Genomic DNA, 22,956 nt, shown 5'->3' with positions numbered 1-22,956 from the left:
CTAGGCTGGCAGCTGCTTTTACTGTGGTAGCGGTGGGCGGTCAAGCTCATCGAAACAGGCGAGCGCAGCGTCGAGGTCCGTCTCGTCGAAGAATTCGGCACGACTGATGAGGTCACCTTCGACCGTCATAAGTTCGACGACCCGCCACTCGGCGTCAAAGCCTTCCTGCGAAGTCGACTTCACCACCTGCACAAAAACTGCCCCTAGCTCGGTCAGCCGATAGATGGCCTCGATGTGCGTAGTGACGCTTTGCCACTCACGTTCCCATCCGGCAAGGATGTATGCGGTCATTTGCCCGGGCGCAAAACCTATCCCGCGACGGTGATCGAAGTTCACCCAGTCTGCCGTCGTCGGAGCTAACTCGTGTCGACGATTAAGCGAGACAAAAGCTTGCACGATGACGGACCACGCGTGCGCCTGCGCGGCAGCTTCACCGGCGAGGTACCGGGCCTCGAGTTCGTCGATCGCGGCGTCGATGTCGTCGAGGTCGAACAGGATGTGCGCCGCGAGCCGCCCCTCGGTGTCGATTTCGGCGATGTCAAGCATTTCGACGTCAAACTCCCCGTGCCGTGTCTCACCATGTGCGGAACAGATATGAGAGAGTGAAAGCCGTTCTCCACGGGTCGCAATGACTTTCGACGTTATGGACCCACCTTCGGCCAGGGCCCGCAGGTTCGCCACCACGACGTCGCGGCCGTCCCAGAACCCCGCGTTCACCACGCGACGGCGATCGTCGACGTAACTGTCGTCGGTCAAGATTTCGGCTATCGACCCCCAGTCGCCGGCCCTGAAGTATGCAAACAAGCGGTCATCTGCCCGGCTTGCAGCATTTTCCAGTAGGCGCAGTTGCGAATGCAGCTCGTCGAAGCGGGCAAGCGCCGCGTCGAGGTCGGTCTCATCGAAGACCTCGACACGGTTTATCAGGTCACCGTCGACTGTGCCAACGTTGATTGTTCGCCACTCGGCGTCAAAGCCCTCTTGCGATGTTCCACGGGCAGCATGGGTGATGACCGATCCGAGTTCGCTCAGCCGATGCACCGCCTCGATGTAGCTGCGGGTCTCCGGCGTGAGCTCCCAGATGGCACGAAGATATCCGGCCAGATCTTCCGCTTCGGTCGTTACGCCCGGCCGATGGTCGACGTAAACCGCATCCGCTGTCATGCCGTGAAGTTCGTGCCGGTTGGCCTCGGAAAAGGACCGTGTGATGACCGACCACGTGTGTGAGTAGGCGGCGGCTTCGCCGGCGAGGTACCGAGCGTCGAGTTCTTCGAAGGCGGCGTCGATGTCGTCGGGGTCGAAGAAGACATAGCCCGCGATCCGGTCGTCGGTGTCGATCTCGACGATGGCGACCATCTCGACGCCGAATTGCCTATCGCGCGGACCGCCGTTCCAGGAACAGATGCGAGTCAGGGCGAGGCGCTCCCCGCGGGTCGCGAGGACGGTCAAGGTTACGTTCGCGAGACCCTCGGCGAGGGCTCGCACGTTTGCCATCATGTCATCGCGGCCATTCCAGAACCCGACATTCACCACGCGACGACGATCGTCGACGAAACTGTCGTCGGCCAAGATCCCGGCTATCGCCGCCCAATTGCGGGCTGCGCCGTAGGCGAACAGGCGACCATTCGCCCGGCTTGCCGCATTCTCCAAATGGCGCGCCTGTGTTTGCAGTTCGTCGAAGCGGGCGAGCGCGGCGTCGAGGTCTGCCTCATCGAAGGCTTCGACGCGGCTGTAGAGGTCGCCTTCGAATATGCTAGTGACGATCGCCCGCCACTCGGCTTCAAAGCCCTTCCGCGACGTCCCACGCGCAGCCTGGGTGACGACGGTCCCCAAATTGCTCAACCGATGCACCGACTCGATGTAGGCGCTCATGTCCGGCATGAGGTCCCAAAAGCTATGAAGATACCCAGCCAGATCTTCCGACTCAGTCGTTACGGTCGGCCGATGGTCGACGAAAACCGAATCCGGTGTCATGCCGGGAAGTTCGCGCCGATTGGTCTCGTAATAGCTCCGCGTGATGATCGACCATGTGCGTGAGTACGTGGCTGCTTCGTCGGCGGAGTACCGGGCGTCGAGCTCTTTGATGGCCGCGTCGAAGTCGTCCAAGTCGAACAAGAGGCGGGCCGCGACCCGGTTGTCGACGTTGATCTCGGCCAGGCAGAGCGCCTCGTTGCGGAACGTCCCCGGCCCGTGATCTTCAACCGGGAGGAGCACATGACAAAGGGTCAGATGCTCACCGCGCGTTGCGATCACGGTCGGTATTACCTGCGTGACGCCGACGCCGGCGATCGCCCGCATATCGGCAATTTCAGCATCCCGACCGTGACGGATTCCGGCATTCACCACGGAACGACGATCGTCTGAGCAAATGTCGTCGGCCACTAGCTCCGCCATGGCTGCCCAGTCGCGGGCCGCGAAGTGCCTGAAGACACGCTCAACCACTTGGCTGGCGGTGTTTGTCAACCGAGGTGCCTGCGGATGTAGTTCCTCGAAGCGGACGAGGGCTGCGTCGAGGTCGGCCTCGTCGAAGATTTCACAGCGGTTGAGCAATTCGCCTTCGACGGTCATAACGAGTACGGATCGCCATTCGGCGTCGAAACCTTCTCGCGATGTACCCTTGGCCGCTTGGGTGAAGACCACGCCGAGGTCGCTCAGCCGATGCACTGACTCGATTCGCAAGCTGAAGTCCGGCAGGAGTTCCCACTGTGCCCGGAGCGACGCGTTAAAGGCGCCAGCCTCCATCGGGAATCGTCGGTGGTCGATGTTTGCGTAATCGTACGTCGTCCGGGGAAGCTCATGGCGGCTCATCTCGGCATATGACCTTGAGATCACCGACCACGTGTGTGCGTGGGCCGCAGCTTCGCCTGCGAGGTACCGAGCGTCGAGTTCGGCGATGGCGGCGTCCATGTCATCGACGTCGAAGATGATGCGTGCCACGACGCGTTCGTCGGCGTCGATCTCCAGGACAGAGAGCATCACGTTGTGGAATGCCTCGGGCCGTTGATCCGCGCCGGTGAAGCGGGACTTCGTCAGCACGAGGCGCTCCCCGCGGGTCGCGATGACGGTCGACGTCACATTTGCCCCGAGGTCGACAAGCGCCCGAATGTTTACCATCTCGGCGTCTCGGCCGCGCCGGAGTCCGGCATTCGCCACGCGACGACGATCGTCATACAGAATGTCTTGTGCCATAGCCTCGGCCATCGCGTCCCAGTCGCGGGCTGCGAAGTAGGTATGGAGGCGCGCATCCACTTGGCTTGCCGCATTTTCCAGTCGCGGTGCCTGCCGGTGGAGTTCCTCGAAGCGGGCGAGCGCGGCGTCGAGGTCTGCCTCGTCGAAGATTTCCAGGCGGTCGATCATGTCGCCTTCGACCGTTGACACGATGACCGTTCGCCACTCGGCCGCGAAACCCTGTTGCGAAGTTCCCGTTGCCACCTGAGTGAAGACCGCTCCGAGGTCGTTCAGCTGATGTACAGCCTCGATGCGGATCCTGATGTCGGGCACCAGATTCCAAGTGGCATGCATGTATGCAGGCAGCTCACCGGACACGAATGCTCGCACTCGTCGGTGATCGATGTTGACCCAATCCGGCGTCGTCGGCGGCGTCTCTTGCCGGTTGAGCGCGGCGTAGGCCTGCGCTATGACGGACCAAGTCTGCGCGTGAGGAGCTGCTTCGCCGGCCATGTACCGCGTATCGAGTTCCTGAAAGGCAGCGTCATTGTCGTTGGCGTCGAATGCGACTCTTGCGACCAGAAGTTCGTCGGTGTTGAGCTCCAGGATCTCCACGCCGCCGAGGCGGTACGTCTCTCGCTCGTGGCCAACCGAATATTCACTACGTCGGAGTACGAGGCGCTCGCCCCGGATCGCGATCGTTTCTGATGTGAGGTTCTTACCGCCTACTTCGGCGAGTGTCGAAAGTTCGGCGAGCACAGCATCCCTACCGTGTCGTACGCCGGTGTTCACTACCCGCCGTCGATCATCGGTGCAAGCATCGTCGGCCAGGATCTCGGCTATCGCTGCCCGATCGCGTGCGTCGACGTACGCGAGGAAGCGGTCATGTGCTCGGCTAGCCGCGTTCTCCAGTCGCGGCGGCTGCGGATGCAGTTCGTCGAACTTCGCGAGCGCGGCGTCGATGTCTGCTTCGTCGAATAGCTCGCAGCGGTTGATCAGGTCGCCTTCGAACGTGACAAGGGCGACCTCCCGCCACTCGACGTCGGATCCGTTTCGCAATGTGCCGTGTGCCAAGTGGGTGACGACTGCTCCTGAGTCGGTGATCCGATGCACGGCGAGGATGTGATTCTTGATGTCGCGAGCGAGGTCCCAACCGGCACGCATGTATGCGGTCAGGTCACCTGGCGCGAACGCCGTCGCCCGCCGGTGGTCGACAGTGACCCAGTCCTGTGTGTGCGGGGGAATCTCGTACCGGTTGAGCGCGGCGTCGACCGCCGTCAGCGGCGACCACGTGTGCGCATGGGCCGCCGCTTCGCCGGCGAGGTAGCGGGCGTCGAGTTCCTTGAAGGCGGCGTCGATGTCGTTGGCGTCGAACGCGATGTAGGCCGTCATCCGGTTGTCGCGGTTGATCTCGACGAGGCCGATTTCCTCCGTGAGAATCGCGGCAAGTCCCTGTTCTTGGCCTGAGGACCGAGTGCGAACGAGTGCGAGGCACGCGCCGCGGATCGCAATGGCTGTCGACGAAAAGTTCGCGACACCGACCTCGGCGATGGCTCGCAGGTTAGCGATCTGGGCGTCTCGACCGTGTAGGACCCCGGCATTAACCACATGGCGGCGATCGTCATGAGATACGTTCTCGGCCAGTGTTGTCGCTATCGCGTCCCAGTCGCGCGCTGCGAAGTACTCGAAGAAGCGCTCGGCTAGTTGGCTTGCCGGGTTCTCCAGCCGATGCGAATGCGGTTGCAGTTCATCAAATCTCGCGATCGCAGCGTCGAGGTCGGCTTCGTCGAACAACTCGCAGCGATTGACCGCGTCGCCCTCGACGGTCAAGGTGACGATCATCCGCCACTCCGCCTCGAACCCTTGCTGCGAAGTTCCGTATGCCGCCTCGGTGACGACTGCGCCGAGGCTATTTAGACGATGCACAGTCTCGATGTACATCCTGCTGTCAGACGCGTCGTCCCACCCGGCACGGATGAAGGCGAACAGCTCACCGGGCGCGAACGCTGTTCCGCGGCGGTGGTCGATAGTCACCAAATCCGGCGTTGTCGCGGGGAGTTCGTGACGGTTGAGCGCGGCGTATCCATTCGCAATGACCGACCACGTATGTGCATGAGGTGCCGCTTCGCCGGCGAGGTACCGGGCATCGAGCTCCGCGATGGCAGCGTCGAAGTTGTCGACGTCGAAAATGACGACCACTGAGGTCCTCTCGTCGGCGTCGATCTCGAAGACATGAAGAGCCTCTGCTGCGACTTCTTCTGCTCGCTGACCGCGAACGTAGAAACGAGCGAGGGCGAGGTGCCCTCCGCGGGTCGCGATAACGACGGAGGTCATTTCCGTGAACCCGACTTCGGCTGACGCCCGCATGTCTTCGATCGTGGCATCTCGGCCGTGGCGTATCCCTGCGTTCACGGTCCGGCGGCGACCGTCGACCGAAAGGTCTTCGGCAAACAAGTCCGCCATCGCGGCCCAGTCGCGGGCAGCGAAGCACGCCGAAAAGCGCTCTGCCACTCGACTTACCGAGCGTTCGAGCTGCCGCGCCGGGCGACTGAGCTCGTCGAATCTCGCGACCGCGGCGTCGATGTCTGCTTCGTCGAAAAGCTCGGAGCAGCTGAGTGAATCGCCGTCGACCGTCAGGAGGTTGATGTCCCTCCACTCGGCGTCGAAACCCTCTTGTGAGATCCCGTGCGCCACATGGGTGACGACAGCCCCGATGTTGCTGAGCCGATGCACGGCCTCGATGTAGATCTTGGTGTCAGGCGAGTCGGTCCAGGCGGCTTCGAGGTAGGCGATCATGTCGCCGGGGGCGAAAGCTGCTCCGCGACGGTGGTCAATGTTCACCCAGTCGGGCGTCGTCGCCAAGAGCTTGCGTCGGTTGAACCCGGCATACGCGTCCGCGATCACCGACCAGGTGTGCGCATGGGCTGCCGCTTCGCCTGCGAGATAGCGAGCATCGAGTTCCGCTATGGCAGCTTCGAAGTCGTCGGGGTCAAACGTGACATGTGCCGCGATCCGCTCGTCGGCGTCAAGCTCGACAATGTCGAGTTCGTCGCTGTGGAATGCTCCGGGCCGCTCGTCGAGTACCGAGGCACGGACGCGACTGAGGATGAGGCGTTCCCCGCGAGTCGCAATGGCAGTCGACGTTATGTCGAAGGTCCCCAGCTCGGCGATGGCTCGCACGTTCGCGATTTCGGCATCCCGACCGCGTCGGACGCCGGCGTTCACTGTCCGACGACGATCGTCGTACAGAAAATCTTCAGCCAGAATTTCGGCCATCACCTCGAAGTCGCGGGCCGGCAGTCGCGCCAAGTACCGGTCGGTCACTCGGGTCGCCGCGTTTTCAAGCCGCCGTGCCGGCCGGCTGAGCTCCTCGAACCTGGCGAGTGCGGCGTCCAGGTCTGCCTCATCGAATAGCTCAGAGCGCTCGATGCTTTCGCCGTCGACCATCAGAAGGTGGTCGTACCGCCACTCCGCGTCGACGCCTTCTGGAGAGGATCCACGCGCGACATGTGTGACGACCGCTCCCATGTCGCTCAGCCGGTGCACGGTGTCGATGTAGCTGGTGATGTCCGGCGTGTCGTCCCATGCCGCACCCATGTAACTGAACAACTCGCCCGGCGCGAACGCAGTTCCGCGCCTGTGGTCGATGCTGACGCAATCCGGCGTGGTCGCGGGCGGCTCATGCCGGTTGAAAGCGGCGTAGCCCTCCGCAATGACCGACCATGTCTCCGCAAAGGGTGCCGCTTCTCCGGCGAGGTACCGTCGGTCGAGCTCGGCGATGGCAGCGTCGAAGTCGTCGAGGTCGAAAACGATGCGTGCCAGGCATCTTCCGTCGGCGTCGAGCTCGAAGACGGTCAGTACGAGGGTGTCGAACGCATCATGCGAGGCTCTGATACGGCTGAGCACGAGGCGCTCGCCGCGGATCGCAATGACGTCTGACGTCAGCTCGATACCGACCTGGGCCATGCCCGAGAGTTCGGCGATCATGGCGTCTCGGCCCTCTCGGAGGCCGGAGTTGACTACCCGGCGACGGTCATCGCTCCGAAAATCGTCGGCTACCATCTCGGCTATCGCACGCCAGTCGCGGGCCGCATAGCACACCTTGAATCGCTCGTAGAGCCGGCTTGCCGCGTTCTCAAGGTGCTGCACGCGCGGATGCTCCCCCTCCAACCTGGCGTGCAGGGCTTCGAGTTCGGCCATCGCCGCATCGATGTCTTCGAGGTCGAACCACACCTGCAGCGCAATTCGCCCCTGCTCGTCGATGCCGTAGAGACTCAGGAATTCGTCATATGGCGCTCCAGGGCTTGCGTCGGCGCTGTCCGCCCTTACCCGAGCGAGCGCCAGGCGCTCGCCTCGCACGGCGATAACCACCTGGCTGAGCCGCAAGTCGCCCTTCTCCAGAATCGGCCTATTCGCTTGTCCCCAGTCGTCCGACGACAAGTCAATCTGCCTGAATCCGACTATTTTTCGACGGCTCTCAATGAGTGCATTGGGTGAGTACAACTGCCCGATTTCGTCCCAGGCTTGGCAATCAATGGCAGCGATCACCCGTTCACCTGCTCGCACGCAGGCGTTGTCGAGCTTGGCCTGTGGCGGCGATTGTGGCTGCACTTCCTCGAATCGCGCACGTAGGGCGTCTAGTTCGGCCAGCGCGGCGTCCATATCTTCGAGGTCGAACCACACCTGCAGCGCGATTCGACCTTGATCATCGAGTCCGTATAGCTGCAGAAATTCGTCCAGAGGTGCCCCAGGACTTACGTCGGCGGTGCTTAGCCCTACTCGAGCAAGCGCAAGGCGCTCGCCTCGCACGGCGACGACGACATGGCTGGCCCGCATAACCCCCGTCTCGAGATCGCGCCTCGTCTGATGCATCACGTCGACTGCCGAGAACTCCGTCTGCTTAAAGCCGACGACCTTCCGGCGACTCTCGACGGAGCCTTCGGGTGCAAACAGCCGCTCGAACTCGTCCCAATCTCCGCGGTTAATCGCGGCCATCACGCGTTCGCTCGTTCGGGCGGCCGCGGTGTCTAGCTCGACGCTCGGCGCTTCCGGTGGAGCCTGGGCAGGCGGCGGTTCCGCCCCGAGAAGGAGGCGTGCTCTCTCGGCAAGTGCCGCAGCACCTTTCCGTTCGTACAGGTCGACCGCTCGCTCGGCGGCGGCTTGCGCCCCCGCAACATCGCCAGCGGCGCCAAGAACCGTTGCCAGGGTTGCACACGCGTCACCATGATCGACGAGCGCGTCCGTCCGCGCCGCCAGCTGCACAGCAGCCTCGGCGACCCGCCGCGCCTCGTCATGTTGGTTGGCGAGTGAGAGCAACCGCGCGCGAAGTGTGCGCCACGCGATCGATGCCTTCAGCGCGTGCCCCGCGAGCCGCTCACTCTCCGAACACAATTCGTCGGCTTCCGCGTCCCGGTCGAGCGCGAGGCAAGCTCGACCCAGCAGCGCGGCTGTCTCCGCCGTGTCCGCGTCCAGGCCCATCCGGCGAAAACCGTTATACGCCTTACGTAGATGCGGCTCCGCTGCAGCAGGATCGTCGACGACCAGCTCCACGATGCCTGCAAACTGCTCCACCTCCAGCAGCGCATGGCGCAAGCCGAGCTCCGTGACCGTCCGTCGCGCCGAGTCGATCATCCGTCGTGCCGCCGCCGCACGCCCGCGGAAGGCCTCCAACGCGGCTTGACACCGCGTCGACGTCGCCTCAACCGCAGGTGAGTCCGTCGTGATTCGCAGCAGCCGCACCACGTCCAGACACCGACCGCCCGCGCGCGGAACAGGATTGGGACCCCACAGCGCCGCAAGCGGCGCACCCGCCAGCACGGCGTTCACCCGACGATGTTCCTGCGCGCGCCGCGCCGCGGTCAGAGCATTGTCCAAAGCGATTTCACAGTCGCCGATTCGCCCGAGTCGGGCGAGGCATCCCGCTCGCACGGTGTGGGCCTTGGCTTCGCCTGCCGCATCGGCTAATTCGCCCAGTTTTTCGGCGGCCGCGGCCAATGCGACCTCGACCTCGTCCAGCCGCTCGGGGTGGGTCAGCATCGTCAGCTGTCCGTCAAAGCACGTCGCCCACGCCGCTAGCTGTGCCGAATCGACTGTGGCGGCTCGTAATTGCGACACTGCACCAGCCGCCGACGCCACGTCGCCCGCGGCCAGCAGCGCCTCGCAGCGCGCGATCAACAGCTCGGCAGCTTGGTCGTTACGGTCAGGCAGCTCGTCGTCGATCTCCTCGAGCGCATGCAGGGCGTGATCGTAGAGGTCGGCTGCGCCTTCGTAGGCAAGTCGGGTCATCGCCTGGTCTGCGGCGCGCCGGCAATACTCGACGGCCTTGGCGGCGTTGCCCGCCCACGCGCATTCGAAGTAGTGGTATGCCAGTTCGGCCAGCAGCGTGTCGTCGGCTCCCGGTTGGGTTTCCAGTGTCGCCGCGATGCGTTGGTGCAGTCGCATACGGCGCACGGACGGGAGCTCCGCCAGCAGCGACTGCCGCACCAGCGCGTGGTTGAACCGGTATCGACCGCCGGGTTCTTCGATGACGATGCCGGCCTTGCACGCCTCCTCGAAGGCGTCGACGAGATCCTGGTCGACCACCCGCTCGACGAGGTCGAGGGCGAAGCGGCTGCCGACGACCGCGGCCGCCGCGAGCGCCTTGTTGGTCTCCGCTGGAAGCCGGGAAAGGCGGCGGCTCACGGCTTCCCGAACGCCTTGGGGCAAGGTGCTGGGATCCCACACCCCGCCACTTTCGTCCACGTGTCGTAACGCCTCGATGAGGAAGAACGGGTTGCCGCCGGTGACCGAGGCCAATGCCCGGGCGAGGTCTTCGTCGTCGTAGCCCGCCTCGGCCACGTACGTGGTGACGTCGTCTTCGTCGAGGCCGCTGAGCTGAATGCGGTTGGCAGTTCCGTCACGGTGAAGGTCGGCGAGCGTCGCCGCTAAAGGATGAGAGCGGTCGAGATCGGTGCTGCGATACGTGCCGACGACCTGCACGCGGGCGTGCTCGCCGAAACGCAGGAGATGGCGCAACAACAGCAGCGTCGGCTTGGCCGCCCAGTGGAGGTCATCGAGGATTAGGACGACGGGCGCGCTCGCGGACGCGACTTCCAATAGCGCGACGACCGCGTCGAAAAGTGCATAGCGTTCGGTGTCGGGATCTGCGCGGGTCGGCGCGGCCAGGTCGGGCAGCACATCGGTAAGCCCCGGAACCAGCGCCAGCAGCGCTTCAACACCGCGCAATCCGCGCAGCCGAGTGGCACCGAGGCACGGCACGAGCGATCGGAGTGCTTCGGCGAACGGCTGATACGGGGCGCCGAGATCCTCGTCGCAACGGCCGTACAGCACAACCGCACCTTGTTCGTACGCCTGTCGTGACCATTCACCGGCCAAGCGCGTCTTGCCTACGCCCGGTTCGCCGGCGACCAGCACCGCGAGGATGCCGCCGTCGAGTACCGTCTGCCATGTGGACACCAGTCGTTCGAGTTCTCGTCCGCGCCCGACGAATGGGCCTGGGCCGGTCAGGACCGCGGGGAAGTCGGGCCTCTCGAGTGGCGTATCGCTGGGCTCCTGAGGCCGTTCCGCGGTTTCCAGCCGCAGCTCGAAAACATGCTCCGGACGTGCCAGGTTCTTGAGCTGACGCATCCCAAGGTCCGCGAGCAGAACATCGTCGGGCAGCGAGTCGATGACGAGCTCTGCGGTAGCACCCGAACACAAAATCTGGCCGCCCGTCGCCAGCGACCGCAGGCGGGCGGCACGGTTGACCGCACGGCCGAAGTAGTCGCCGTCGCGCAGCTCGGCCTCGCCGGTATGCAATGCCACACGAACTCGCATGGGCTCCGACAATTCCCACGGCTCGTGTGAGATTGCGTCTTGTAGCTCGATTGCCGCAGCGGCCGCTGTCGACGGCCGCTCGAACACCGAGAACGTGGCGTCGCCCTCGCCGCGCGTCTTGATCAGCCTTCCACCGCGCGACGTGACGACCTGTTCGACGAGCTCGTCGTGGCGCGCGAGCGCCACTGCCATCGCATCGGCGTCGGCCTCCCACGCCGCGGTTGAACCCTCGATGTCGGTGAGCAGAAATGTCACGGCGCGCGTGACCGACGAAATATTCTGTGCCACAGGCATATCCAGCGCAGCATCCTGGGCAACGATCGCGGCCTCGAGCCGCCGAAGCTCCGGCCCGGGATCGACGCCCAGTTCGTCGGCCAGCAGCGAGCGCGCACGCTGATACGCGCCCAAGGCTTCGCCCTGTCGGCCGGCGCGATAAAGCGCGAGCATCAGCTGGCCCCATCGCCTTTCGCGCAACGGCGCATCGGCGACCGCGGCCTCGAGCTCGCCGACGATCTCCGCCGCCCGGCCCGTCGCCAGCAGCGCATCGGCGCGATCCTCGACCAGCGCGGCATGGCCCTCGATCCAGCGCGTCTTCTCCGATATTCCGCGGCGGGTATCGGGCAGTTCGGGAGTTCCGCGCCAGAGGGCCAGCGCCTCCTCGAAGGCGACCGCCGCTTGGGTGATGTCGCCTGCAGTCGCGGCGTCTCGGGCCATCTTGGTGACCCGTTTGTAGCGCGAGGCATCGGTCTCGGCCACATTGAGGATCCAGCCCGTTCCCTGCGTCAAAACGAAGCCATCGCCCAGCGTGCGACGCAGCGCAGAGATGTGGGTCTGGAGGGCCTTGGCGGCGGTGCGCGGTGGGTCGTCGCCCCATAGAAGTTCGATCAGCGTTTCGGTCGACACCACCGAACCGCCGTGCAGCCCGAGCATCGTGAGGATGGCGCGCGGCTTGGCGCCCGGGATAGTGACCGGGGCGCCGTCTCGCCGGACCTGGAGAGGCCCCAAAACCCCCAGCTCCACCGCATGAAGCGTACTCACATTGCGATCTTGAGTTAGGCGATTCAACACCCGGTCAAGAACGAGTAAAGGCGCCTAACGCCGACGCCAGATCGCCGGTCGCTTCTCGAGGAAGGCGCACATGCCCTCCTGGGCATCGTCGGCGCGAGCGTTCAACGCCATCACGGCCTTCGTCAAGTCGTAGGCCCGGTGTTCGTCGAGCTCGACTTGGGCGTAGAACGTTTCCTTGCCCAACCCCACGGTCAGTGGGCTGGAAGCCACGATGGCATCGACGATGGCGCCCAATTCGTCTTCGAGGGCTTCGGCCGGGACGACGCGGTTCACCAGGCCCCAGTCCAGGGCGGTCTCAGCGGTAATCGGCTGCCCGGTAAGCAACATCTCCAGTGCACGCTTGCGGCCGATCGCGCGCGACAACGGCACCATCGGCGTCGAGCAGAACAGGCCGATCTTGACCCCCGGGGTGGCAAACCGGGCTTCCTGCGAGGCCACGGCGAGGTCGCAAGCGGCAACCAGCTGACATCCCGCCGCGGTCGCCATTCCTTTTACCTTGGCGATTACCGGCTGGGGGAGGCCGTGAATGGTTTCCATGAGCTCGGTGCACACGTCGAACAGCCGTTGGTAGAACGCGACGTCGCGACCGATCATCTCGCTCAAGTCATGACCCGCGGAAAACACCGGGCCGACCGCGTCGACGACGATCACCCGCACGTCGGGATCCGCGCCAAGTTGGCGCAGCGTGGCGATCAGCTCTTCCATCAGCTCGAGGCTCAGCGCGTTGCGTTTCTCTGGCCGGTTGAGGGTCAGGCGGGCCACCGGCGCGTCGACGTGTACCAGAACGGGCGTCGTGAGCCTGCTCATGCAGGCGAGCATACGACTAACGATGCAAATCCCACTGCCCGAAATCGGCCGCGAGGACCTCGTCCACGTCCACGTGTGTACCGCCCACGAGCACTCCGGGGTTCGACGCGGTGTTGACCACAACCTGATACAGCACCGCGGCAGGCTCGCGCTGACCGGCAGACCACCCGATGGTCTGCCACGCCCACCGGTGGCCCGCCGTGGTCGAGCGCCCTATGACGTTGTCTTTGATCGCCCATCCGCACGCCCGCGAATGCCCGTAGATGCCGGTGCGCTGCACCCCCAGCACCGAGTTGAGGCCTCGAAACCATTGAACAGCAACGCTATTCCACGTATCGAGGTCGATATCCTCGTCGACGCTGAAGAAGATCGGCGCGGTATCCGGCCCGCCGGCCGCGGCGTGCAACCGTGCTGCTGTCTGCGCATCGGCTACGCCGCCGTCGTACCCCCGGGTGTAATCCGACGGGGTAGGCCAACCGGGCTTGCCGTACTGATAACAGCTGACGATGTGAAGACCCGCCGCGCGTAGCCCATCCGCGTACTCGCGGGTGACGGGTTTGAAATCGAAGTCCGCGCCCGGGCGCGATTCGGCCACATAGACCAATGCCCCGTCAAAACCCGCCGCTTTGATCTGGTCCGGCGCGACGATGTGCTCCGAAAAATCGATGAGCCGCATGGTGGCGGCCGACGCCGTTGGCGCATTGACCGGCAGGCTCAATAGAACCGGTGCGGCGCAAGCGCATTTGAGGACGTCGCGCCTCGAAACAGCCACCGCGCGATGGTAACAAAATCAGCTTTGCAATGGCCTCAGTAACGCATTGAGCCCGTACTCGAAAACGGCGTCGTAGTCGGTGGGGGATTGCAGCGCCTGGACCAGAGCTTGGTCGGGCCAGGCGTCGGCCCACAGCGACGGGTCTTCCTCATCGTGCTTCGGGCCACGAACGGCCGAAAACTGCATCAGCGCCGACGAAATGACATGAACCTGCACCGCGCGCAGGATGAGTGCAGCGTCAGAGCCGGTCACACCTAGCTCTGCCAGCAGCGCTGCCAGTGTTTGTTGAATCGGCAGGAACAGCTGTGGTGTCCGGTCGCGTTCGTGCGCAATGCGTAAAAGGTGCTGTCGCTCGATCAACACCCTGCGCTGCGAACGGGCAAGCGACGCAATGCGTTCGACGGGATCACCACCCTCGATGGGCAGATGCGCCATCTGGCTCAACAGGCGGTCGACCAGGCTGTCGAAAAGCTTGTCGCGGCCACCCACATGCCAGTAGATCGACGTGACCGCGACCCCCAGTTCTTGGGCGAGGCCGCGCATGCTGAATCCCTCGACGCCGTCCCGTTCGATCAGACGGGCAGCGGTGTCGAGGATCAGCTCGGCGGTGATGGCAGTCAAGCGGGCTCACCTCCGGTCATGCGATCCGATGTCGGCAGGTCGAGATAGCGTTCGAGGTTGCGGTGCATGTTGATCACGCGCCGTTCCTCGTTGGACAGCACCACGTGTGTGAACCCCGGCTGGTGCAGGCCGCGCTGAAGCCCAGCCAACACCGCGATGTCCTGGGTCATAACCAAGCCCGGGTCGGCCTCGCCCGCCGTCATCCGAACGTCGACGGGCTTGCTGCGCGGCGCACCGGGCGGCATCCGCGTCCACAGCATCATCACCATCTCGCCGTGGTCGGGATCCGGTCCCGGCAGTGCGGTAATGACGGTCAGATGATCGGCGTTGGTCAACAGCGTCATGTTCGGAAAGACGTTGTACTGGTGCAGCCGCATCAGCTGATCGGTAGTGGCCCAACTCAGGTTGACGCCGCGCCCGGCAGCGAAAGTCCTTGTGCGCTCGGCGATCACGTCGGTGACTGACTGGCCGGGTTGACGCTCTTCGCTCGGGAACGGAGTGCCCTCCGCGACGCCCATCAACGCTCCCTGGGTTGCGACGTAGGCGTCCCACACCTCCTCGTCGCTGAGCGGTTGTTTGAGATGCGGGCTTGGCACGCCGTAGAGCTGGTCGGACTTGCCGGTGTGTCCCCAGATCGCTTGTGGCGCGTAGACGTCGTCGACGCACCGGTGCAGCTCCGGATGCAGGGTCTGGATGTGGTAGGTCTCGCTGAACCCGTCGGCAATCGTCTTCCAGTTCGCGCCGACCTCGATGGTCATGGTCGCGTAGCAGCGGAAGTCGCCGAGCCCGCACCACGCGATGTCGTCCGGCACCGCCTCCAGGTAGTCGGTCAGCGGCATCGCATTGACGTCGAGGTTGACGAAGACGAGCCGCTCCCAGTTATCGACGCTCGCCGCGATCAGTGGAAACTCGGACACCTGCAGGGAGCCGAATCCCTTGCGATTGGGCACTCGCTTGAGCGCGCCACGCAGGTCCCATGTCCAGCCGTGGTACCCGCAGCGCAGCTCCCGCAGGCCCGAACCCGAGCCGGCGCACAGCGAGTTGCCACGATGCCGACACACGTTCTGGAACGCGCGCAGCTCCCCGTCGTCGCCACGGACGATGAGTACCGAGTAAGGACCGCAACGGTATTCGAAGTAGTCGCCGGGTTCGAAGACGTGATCGATGGTGCAGGCGACTTGCCACGCCTTCGGCCACATCCGCTCCACCTCGAGCGCTGCGAAGGCCGGGGAGTAGTACCGCTCGGCGGGCACCAGCGTGGGGCGTTGCGGCGGCGCGCCGATCGCGTCCTCCCGCCGGGCGCGGGTTGCGTGTGTCGTCATCGAAGCCCTCCCGCAACGTCTGTAACGGTGTTACATTGCTCACTGTAGCGGCTGGCGGGGGCAGACAAGGGAGTAATCGTGTTCGACCTCAAGATCACTGGTGGCACCGTCGTGGACGGCAGCGGCGCAGAGCGGTTCGACGCCGACGTGGCGGTCAAGGACGGCAAGATCGTCGAGATTCGTCGCCGCGGGCCGGGCGACCCGCCACTAGAGGGCGAGGCCGCCGAGACCATCGACGCCACCGGCAAGATCGTCGCACCGGGATTCGTCGACATCCACACCCACTACGACGGTCAGGTCAGCTGGGACGACCTTCTCGAGCCGTCCAGCACTCACGGCGTAACGACGGTCGTCATGGGCAACTGCGGTGTCGGCTTCGCGCCGGTGCGGCCGGGGCGTGAGCAGTGGCTCATCGAGCTGATGGAGGGCGTCGAAGACATTCCGGGAACCGCGCTGTCCGAAGGCATTACGTGGGGCTGGGAGAGCTACGCGGAGTATCTCGACGTGATCGGCAAGCGCGAGCTCGCCGTCGACGTCGGCAGCCAGATCGCGCACGGGACCGTCCGCGCCTATGTGATGGGGGAGCGCGGCGCCCGCAACGAACCCGCCACCCCGGAGGACATCGCGGCGATGAGCCGGCTGGTGCAGGAGGCGGTGGAGGCGGGCGCACTCGGGTTCTCGTCGTCGCGCACGCTGGCCCATCGCGCCATGGACGGCGAACCCGTCCCCGGAACCTTCGCGGCCGAAGAAGAACTATTCGCGCTTGGCCGTGCGATGGCGGCCGGCGGCGGGGCCGTGTTCGAGCTCGCTCCGCAGGGCGCGGCGGGGGAGGACATCGTGGCGCCGAAAAAGGAAATGGAGTGGATGCGGCGGCTCGGTGCAGAGATCGACGTGGCGCTGAGTTTCGCGCTGATCCAGGTCGACGCCGACCCGGGATTGTGGCGTGAACAGCTCGACATCTCGGCGGCCGCCCATGAGGAGGGCAGCCGCCTGCACCCGCAGATCGCGGCGCGCCCGTTCGGGATGCTGCTCGGGTTTCCCGGTCACCACGCCTTCAGCCACCGCCCGACGTATCAGCGGTTGAAGGCCGAGTGCAGCCGCGAAGAGCTCGCCGCGCGGCTGGCCGACCCCGCGGTGCGGGCCGCCATCTTGAGCGAGGACGACATACCGCCGGATCCAAATGTGTTGTTCGACGCCATGTTTGCGTTCGCACAGCACTCGGTGGACCGGCTCTACCCGCTCGGCGAGCCGCCCGACTACGAGCCCACGCCCGATCGCACCGTCGCCGCGATTGCCCGGGAACGCGGCGAAGATCCACTCGCGACGATGTACGACCTGATGCTGGAGGCCGATGCCGGGGCGATGCTGATGCTGCCGCTGTTCAACTACGCCGACGGCAACCACGATGCGATCCGCGAAATGCTGACCCACCCCGCGAGTGTGCTGGGGCTGTCCGACGGCGGCGCGCACTGCAGCATGATCTGCGACGCGTCGTACCCGACCTTCCTGTTGACGCACTGGGCGCGGGATCGTCGGCGGGGCGAGAAGCTGCCGCTGGAGTACGTCATTCGCAAGCAATCTCACGACACCGCACAGCTGTTCGGGCTGTCGGATCGCGGGGTTATCGAGATCGGAAAGAAGGCCGACGTCAACGTGATCGACATGGACGCGCTGACGCTGCATGCGCCGCGGATGGCCTACGACCTACCGGCCGGCGGACACCGGCTCATGCAGGGTGCTTCCGGCTACCGCGCGACGATTGTCAACGGAGTGGTGACGCGCCGCGACGGCGTCGACACCGGAGCGCGCCCCGGCCGGTTGGTGCGCGGCGCGCGCTGAGTCGCATGACGATCGATCGGGCCGCGCTCGTTGCCGGCAGTATCCGTTTCGCTTCGGGCGTGCATTTTCTCGTCGACCCGCTTCGCGCAAACCGGCTCTGGGGTGATCCGGAGGAGCCGACGCCGACGGCGCAATTGCTGTTGCGGTCGATGGGTTACCGCGACGCGCTGATCGGCGCGATGCTCGCGACGGCCGCACTGCGCGGGCGCAACACTCGCGGCTGGTTTCTGGCGTCCGGCGGTGCCGACGCGGCCGACCTGCTCGGCGGGCTGAGTGTTCATGGTGAGATGAAACGCTCACAGCTCATCGGCCTGGGCGGCGCGGTAATCGGCATCGCCGTCGGGCTCTGGGGCGCGACACGACGGACCGCAACGTCACGCGAGGCGTCGGAATAAGCTCGCACTGACTTGCTGTTCAGTGTGGTCGTCACATGTCGACGACGGGAGCAAGCATGGGCATCGGTGTCCTCACCTTCGTTACGGACGAGGGAATCAGTCCAGTCGAGTTGGGCGCAGCCCTCGAGCAGCGCGGATTTGAGTCGCTGTTCCTCGCCGAACACACGCACATCCCCGTCGACGCGCAGACCCCGTATCCAATGGGCGGCCCGATTCCGCCGAAGTACTACCGCACACTTGATCCGTTTGTGGCGCTGACTGCCGCAGCGGTCGCCACCGAGAAACTGGTTGTGGGCACCGGCATTGCATTGCTGCCGCAGCGGGATCCGATCCTGACGGCCAAAGAGGTCGCATCCGTAGATCTGGTGTCGCAGGGGCGATTTCGCTTCGGCGTGGGCGTGGGCTGGCTGCGCGAAGAAATTGCCAACCATGGCGTCGACCCTGCGGTTCGCGGGCGCCTCTCCGAAGAGCGGCTGCGCGCGATGATCGAGATCTGGACTCAAGAGAAAGCGGAATTCCACGGAGAATTCGTGGATTTCGATGCAATCTACAGCTGGCCGAAGCCGGTGACGCGGCCGTACCCGCCGCTGTATCTGGGTGGCGGTGCCCCGAGCTTTAAGCGCATCGCCCGGCTGAAGGCCGGCTGGATCTCCTTGAGTCCATCGGCGAAAGCTCTGTCGGGTGAGCTCGAAGAGCTGCGCGCTGTTGCAGGCCACGACGTGCCGGTGATCAACATCCATATGGGAGAAGAACCGAAGGCCAAAGACGTTGAAGGATATCGGGATCTCGGCGTCGAGCACGTATTGATCGAATTGCCGACCGAGCCTCGCGACGAGACTCTTCGCCGCCTGGATGAGTTGCAGACCGAGTTCGCCAAACTGGGGTAAAGCCTGACCGCGGCGTCGGTACGCTCAGCCCGTGCCGGAAACGTCGTATGCACCCTGCGGCGACCTCAGCCTGGCGTATCAGTTGTTCGGCGACGGGCCGGTCGAACTCGTCTTCGCGGGGTCGTTCGTCAGCCACGTCGAGTTGTTCTGGAGCATGCCGGAATTTCAGGCTTTCATGGAGCAACTCTCCACGTTCTGTCGTGTTGTCCTGTTCGACAAGGCCGGAGTCGGACTGTCGGACCCGGTCCCGAAGGTACGCACGCTGGATGATCGAGCGGCTGAGATCGAGGCCGTCATGGATGCAGCAGGCTTCGAAAAGGCCGCCCTGATGGGAGTCAGCGAGGGTGGGCCGGCCACTGTCGTCTTCGCGGCAACACGACCGGAGCGAACGCGGGCATTGATCCTCACCGGCGCATCGGCGTATTCCGGCCGCTTCGACTGGGACATCCTCGAGCGTGACGCGGCCGACCTTCGGGCGAGAGTCTTTCCCGAATTGGGCGAGGAATATACGCCGTCAACTGAGCAACTTGCCGGCGGATTGGAATTCATCCGCGCGATCCGCTCGGCGTGGGGCAGCGGCGCGGCACTCAAGACAGTGATCCATGGTGTCTCGTCGACACGCCTGCTTGGAATGTTGGAGCGGATGAGCGCGAGTCCGGGAATGGCGCGGGCGACAATCGAAGCGGCGTTCCGTATCGATGTCCGGCCGATCCTGCAGGCCATCACGGTGCCGACCCTTGTCGTGCACGCCAGCGAGGACCCCTGTGTTCCAGTGCAGGCGGGCCGGTACCTCGCCGATCACATCCCCGGCGCGCGGATGCTCGAAGTCGGCGGCACAGACCACGCACCGTGGTTCACCGAGCCCGACAAGATCACGGCCGAGATCGAGAAACTACTGACCGGAACTCATGCGGCGCCGTCACAGTCGCATCGCGCCCTGCGCACTGTGCTGTTCACCGACATGGTCGCGTCGACGCAGCGCGCCGCGGAGACCGGTGACGAGCGATGGCGTGTGGTGTTGCAACGCTTCGGTGAGGTTACGGCCGAGCTCGCGGAACGATTCGGCGGCAGCGTGGTGAAGAACACGGGCGATGGCCACCTCGTCACGTTCGACGGCCCGACGCAGGCCATCCGCTGTGCGGAGGCCCTGCGTGACGAAGCCGAGAAACTGGGCATCGAGATTCGCATCGGCATCCATACCGGCGAGTGCGAGCTGCTGGACAACGATATCGGCGGGATCGCAGTACATATCGCGGCGCGGATACTCGGTCAGGCGGGGGCTGGGGAAATCCTCGTCTCAAGTACCGTCCGCGATCTTGTCGTGGGGTCGGGGACGGGCTTCGAGGACCGCGGCAGCGTCGAATTACGCGGCGTTCCAGGCACTTGGCAACTTCTGGCCGTGGAACGCCACGGTGCTCGCCCCGGATCTGCCGAGGCGGAACTGGCGTCAACGCCCACCCCCGGACCTCGGACCGTGATGCGCCGGTCGGATCGCGCCGTAGCGGTGATGGCGAAACGGACACCGTGGATCCTGCGTGGGATGGCCCGGCTCGCCCCAACCAACAGTCGGCTCACATCGCGGCCGTCGCAATGACCGTAGGAGCAAGCAATGGGTTCCGGTGTCCGACGTTCGTTGCCGACGAGGGTATTGGCCCAACACAGCTGGACGTGACATCGCATTGATCCGCAGCGCGGTCCGATCTTGATGGCTATCCGACGTTCTTCAAGACCTGCACTCGGCTCAGATCGGAAGTCTCCCGGGCAATCTCGATCTCGTAGTGCTTTTGTAGGTTCAGCCAGAAAGTGTCGGACTGGCTGAACAGCTTTCCGAGGCGGAGCGATGTGTCCGGGGTGATAGCTCGTTCGCCCTTGATGATTTGGTTGATTCGCCGCGGCGGGACGTCAAGAAGCTCAGCCAGTTTCCGCTGTGAGAGGCCCAGTTCCGCGAGGTACTGGTCGGCGATCCGGCTGCTGTGTTGGCCTTTGGTGTAACCCGTAACGTTACGCGAGGCACGCGGTATTAGCCGGCCGACGTTACCCTGGCGCTATGGCCAAGAGCCGCATTCAGATCGCCCGGGTCTACGACGACCCTGGGCCCGACGACGGTCAGCGCATCCTGGTGGACCGAGTATGGCCGCGCGGATTCCGCAAGAACGACCCGCGCGTCGGCACCTGGTGTAAGGACGTCGCACCGTCGAAGGAACTGCGCGAGTGGTACGGCCACAAGCCGGAGCGCTTCGACGAGTTCGCCAAGCGGTATGAGAAAGAGTTGCAGGGCAACGACGCGCTGGCGGACCTCCGGAAGCTGACAAAGAGCGGGCCCGTGACGCTGGTGACCGCCACCCGCGACGTCGACGGCAGCCAAGCGGCCGTGCTGGCGAAGCTGCTCAAACGCCGCTGACGGGCGCTGAGGTCAGTAGTCGTACTGCGCCAAATCGGCGTCGCCGTCGCGGCCCGACCCGTCGATCGACAACACCGCCGGCACCATCTCGCTGGTGACCATCCCATGCTCGGCCGTCAGCTCGTCGACGATGTCGAAACTGCGCACGATCCACTCCGGCGTGTCGATGATGATCGTGACCACGGGCACCTGCCGCACCAACTGAAACAGCTTGTCCCCGTGCGGTTTATGGTCACCGTGGAAACCCCAGATGCCGCGCAGCACCGTGGCGCCGCGGGCCAGCCCCGACTCGAGCAGCTGGCGGACCAGTGCACGGTGAATCGGCACACCGCCGTGTCCGGTGGCCTCGCTGGTGTGCACCATGATCTTCTGCCATAGGGGCCGGCCATGCTTGTCGGTTGCCGGCAGGCGATGTGGCCGCGCCAACAACTGCCCGTCGCGTTTGCACAGCCGCACCCGTTCCACGGTCAGCAATGGATTCCGCATCGCCGCGCTGAGTTCGGCCACCGCCGCCGACACCTGCGCCGCGGTCCCGATCGAGATGATCATCAGCGGAACGTTGACATTGCGGCTGAAGAACCGGGCCCGGTAACGCTGACCGTGCACGGTGCCGTCGACACCGAGATACACTCCGGCACCGGCAAATCCCTGCCGATGCAGCAGATCGCACACCGCGCGGAAGGCCGGCGCCCCGCCGATGCGTTCCTGGCGGCCGACATAGACGGTGAGTTTGAGGGTGTCGCGTGCGTCGGTGGTGAACTCGCCGCCGACGAGGCGCGCCCGTTCCAGCGTCACCAGTCCGCGACCGGTCATCGCCACCACGTCGTCGACCAGCCCGCTAATCTTGGACTCGACGTCGACGGCTGCGATCGCCACCGGCGGATCTTCGGACAGGCTCAGCGATTCGTCGGTGCGCAGCACATGGCGCAGCCCGAAACTGGCGATCCCGCGTAGCATCACGCTGGTCGCGACGTCGCGGCTGCCGTACAGGTCCAGCATCGCGTCAGCCAAAAACCCTTGTCGCGCACCATCATTGACAGTACGTTGGCGCTCCCCGAAGTAGGTGGTCAGCTTCAAACACGGTTGGCTCATAGCAGGCCCGCGATCCACTGGCCGAGCAGCGCCGCCGCCATGCCGAGCACCATGCTCACGACGATATTCGCGACGGCGAACCAGATCTGACGTTCCTCACCAAGGCGCTGGGTTTCCAGCATCCAGGTGGAAAACGTGGTGTAGGAGCCGATGAATGCGGTGTCGACCAGCAGCGCGGCGTGCCGGCTCAGCGCCAGACCGCCGACCAGCCCGAGCAGCGTCGCGCCGCTGATGTTGACCGTCAGGGTCCCGAACGGAAACGACCGCGCCGCCCGGCGACCCACCGCGCCGTCGACCAGAAACCGCAGCACCGAGCCGATGCCGCCCGCAAGCAGCACGCCGATCCAGACCATCAGCGCACTCGCACCCGTCGCACCGCTGCGGTGGCCAGATACACCGCGAGCAATCCCGCCGCGATGCTGGCAGCGATGTAGCCGAGCGCCAGGCCGTATCGCTGGTGTTCGATCATGTCCAGCGTTTCGACCTGCATGGTGGAAAACGTGGTCAGCCCGCCGCACAGCCCGGTGCCGAGCAGCGGCCGGCGATAGCTCGACAGCGGCAGCCGCTCCAGCAGCCGAGTGGTGAAGTAGCCCACCAAGAACGCGCCAACGATGTTGGCGGTGAACGTCGGCCACGGCCAGCGCGTCGGATCCGGCTCGGCCAGGCTGTTCAGTCCCGCGCGGGCGGCGGCACCCAGCGCGCCGCCGACGAAGACGGCGGCCAGCTCGCGGTAGTCGCGACCAGGCATTCCAGCAGCCTATGCACGGCGTCG

General features: G+C 64.9%; 14 protein-coding genes. 5 read left to right on the top strand and 9 right to left on the bottom strand.

The window, feature by feature from the left end; translation table 11 throughout:
- Window positions 1-18: 18 nt before the first annotated feature.
- The 5 genes from G6N47_RS24740 to G6N47_RS24720 all read right to left on the bottom strand — a co-directional run bounded on the left by G6N47_RS24740 (window position 19) and on the right by G6N47_RS24720 (window position 15,570).
- On the bottom strand, window positions 19-12,000 hold the full coding sequence (locus G6N47_RS24740) for a BTAD domain-containing putative transcriptional regulator (protein WP_083129643.1): 11,982 nt from the start codon (window positions 11,998-12,000) through the stop codon (window positions 19-21).
- Between the two features lie 72 nt (window positions 12,001-12,072).
- Complete coding sequence (locus tag G6N47_RS24735; RefSeq protein ID WP_139799282.1) at window positions 12,073-12,855, bottom strand: enoyl-CoA hydratase; 783 nt, start codon at window positions 12,853-12,855, stop codon at window positions 12,073-12,075.
- 16 nt (window positions 12,856-12,871) lie between these two features.
- Complete coding sequence (locus G6N47_RS24730) at window positions 12,872-13,531, bottom strand: DUF1906 domain-containing protein (RefSeq protein ID WP_083130445.1); 660 nt, start codon at window positions 13,529-13,531, stop codon at window positions 12,872-12,874.
- Between the two features lie 114 nt (window positions 13,532-13,645).
- Window positions 13,646-14,248 carry a TetR/AcrR family transcriptional regulator gene (locus tag G6N47_RS24725; protein WP_232080282.1) on the bottom strand — a complete coding sequence of 201 codons (603 nt, stop codon included), beginning with the start codon at window positions 14,246-14,248 and terminating at the stop codon, window positions 13,646-13,648.
- On the bottom strand, window positions 14,245-15,570 hold the full coding sequence (locus G6N47_RS24720) for an aromatic ring-hydroxylating oxygenase subunit alpha (protein ID WP_083129641.1): 1,326 nt from the start codon (window positions 15,568-15,570) through the stop codon (window positions 14,245-14,247). Before G6N47_RS24720 ends, G6N47_RS24725 begins: the two co-directional genes overlap by 4 nt.
- 78 nt (window positions 15,571-15,648) lie before the next feature.
- Here G6N47_RS24720 and G6N47_RS24715 point away from each other — a divergent pair, with 78 nt between their 5' ends.
- The 4 genes from G6N47_RS24715 to G6N47_RS24700 are packed head-to-tail and all read left to right on the top strand — an operon-like array spanning window position 15,649 to window position 20,285.
- Window positions 15,649-17,409: an N-acyl-D-amino-acid deacylase family protein gene (locus G6N47_RS24715; protein WP_083129640.1), complete on the top strand. Its 1,761-nt coding sequence runs from the start codon at window positions 15,649-15,651 to the stop codon at window positions 17,407-17,409.
- A 5-nt stretch (window positions 17,410-17,414) separates the two neighbouring features.
- The gene (locus tag G6N47_RS24710; RefSeq protein ID WP_083129639.1) at window positions 17,415-17,804 is read left to right on the top strand and encodes a DUF4267 domain-containing protein; all 390 of its coding nucleotides are present in this window, start codon (window positions 17,415-17,417) and stop codon (window positions 17,802-17,804) included.
- A gap of 56 nt (window positions 17,805-17,860) precedes the next feature.
- Window positions 17,861-18,691, top strand: a complete 831-nt coding sequence (locus G6N47_RS24705; RefSeq protein ID WP_083129638.1) for an LLM class F420-dependent oxidoreductase — start codon at window positions 17,861-17,863, stop codon at window positions 18,689-18,691.
- A gap of 31 nt (window positions 18,692-18,722) precedes the next feature.
- Window positions 18,723-20,285: an adenylate/guanylate cyclase domain-containing protein gene (locus G6N47_RS24700; RefSeq protein ID WP_083129637.1), complete on the top strand. Its 1,563-nt coding sequence runs from the start codon at window positions 18,723-18,725 to the stop codon at window positions 20,283-20,285.
- A 115-nt stretch (window positions 20,286-20,400) separates the two neighbouring features.
- Here the strand turns inward: G6N47_RS24700 and G6N47_RS24695 are convergent, their stop codons facing one another.
- Complete coding sequence (locus tag G6N47_RS24695; protein ID WP_083130444.1) at window positions 20,401-20,655, bottom strand: HigA family addiction module antitoxin; 255 nt, start codon at window positions 20,653-20,655, stop codon at window positions 20,401-20,403.
- Window positions 20,656-20,738: 83 nt separating this feature from the next.
- Between G6N47_RS24695 and G6N47_RS24690 the strand changes: the two genes are divergently transcribed.
- Window positions 20,739-21,092, top strand: a complete 354-nt coding sequence (locus G6N47_RS24690) for a DUF488 domain-containing protein (RefSeq protein ID WP_083129636.1) — start codon at window positions 20,739-20,741, stop codon at window positions 21,090-21,092.
- Window positions 21,093-21,104: 12 nt separating this feature from the next.
- Here G6N47_RS24690 and G6N47_RS24685 read toward each other — a convergent pair whose 3' ends face one another.
- Genes G6N47_RS24685 through crcB (G6N47_RS24675) form a run of 3 tightly spaced genes read right to left on the bottom strand, consistent with a single transcriptional unit; the run spans window position 21,105 to window position 22,932 of the window.
- Window positions 21,105-22,184, bottom strand: a complete 1,080-nt coding sequence (locus tag G6N47_RS24685; RefSeq protein WP_083129635.1) for a DUF190 domain-containing protein — start codon at window positions 22,182-22,184, stop codon at window positions 21,105-21,107.
- On the bottom strand, window positions 22,181-22,537 hold the full coding sequence (crcB, locus tag G6N47_RS24680; RefSeq protein WP_083129634.1) for a fluoride efflux transporter CrcB: 357 nt from the start codon (window positions 22,535-22,537) through the stop codon (window positions 22,181-22,183). Before crcB (G6N47_RS24680) ends, G6N47_RS24685 begins: the two co-directional genes overlap by 4 nt.
- Window positions 22,537-22,932, bottom strand: a complete 396-nt coding sequence (crcB, locus tag G6N47_RS24675) for a fluoride efflux transporter CrcB (RefSeq protein ID WP_083129633.1) — start codon at window positions 22,930-22,932, stop codon at window positions 22,537-22,539. The genes crcB (G6N47_RS24680) and crcB (G6N47_RS24675) overlap by 1 nt, the downstream gene beginning before the upstream one ends.
- Between the last annotated feature and the right edge of the window lie 24 nt (window positions 22,933-22,956).

The sequence above is a fragment of the Mycobacterium branderi genome, assembly GCF_010728725.1.
Lineage (GTDB): Bacteria > Actinomycetota > Actinomycetes > Mycobacteriales > Mycobacteriaceae > Mycobacterium > Mycobacterium branderi.
The sequence above is the reverse complement of the archived record's forward strand: the minus strand, read 5'-3'. Positions and strand labels throughout refer to the sequence as shown.

Bases quoted from the DNA above. Each gene is read 5' to 3' on its own strand.
- G6N47_RS24735 (WP_139799282.1), bottom strand. From the start codon at position 12,855: ATGAGCAGGCTCACGACGCCCGTTCTGGTACACGTCGACGCGCCGGTG.
- G6N47_RS24730 (WP_083130445.1), bottom strand. From the start codon at position 13,531: ATGCGGCTCATCGATTTTTCGGAGCACATCGTCGCGCCGGACCAGATC.
- G6N47_RS24720 (WP_083129641.1), bottom strand. From the start codon at position 15,570: ATGACGACACACGCAACCCGCGCCCGGCGGGAGGACGCGATCGGCGCG.
- G6N47_RS24710 (WP_083129639.1), top strand. From the start codon at position 17,415: ATGACGATCGATCGGGCCGCGCTCGTTGCCGGCAGTATCCGTTTCGCT.
- G6N47_RS24705 (WP_083129638.1), top strand. From the start codon at position 17,861: ATGGGCATCGGTGTCCTCACCTTCGTTACGGACGAGGGAATCAGTCCA.
- G6N47_RS24690 (WP_083129636.1), top strand. From the start codon at position 20,739: ATGGCCAAGAGCCGCATTCAGATCGCCCGGGTCTACGACGACCCTGGG.
- G6N47_RS24685 (WP_083129635.1), bottom strand. From the start codon at position 22,184: ATGAGCCAACCGTGTTTGAAGCTGACCACCTACTTCGGGGAGCGCCAA.
- crcB (WP_083129634.1), bottom strand. From the start codon at position 22,537: ATGGTCTGGATCGGCGTGCTGCTTGCGGGCGGCATCGGCTCGGTGCTG.
- crcB (WP_083129633.1), bottom strand. From the start codon at position 22,932: ATGCCTGGTCGCGACTACCGCGAGCTGGCCGCCGTCTTCGTCGGCGGC.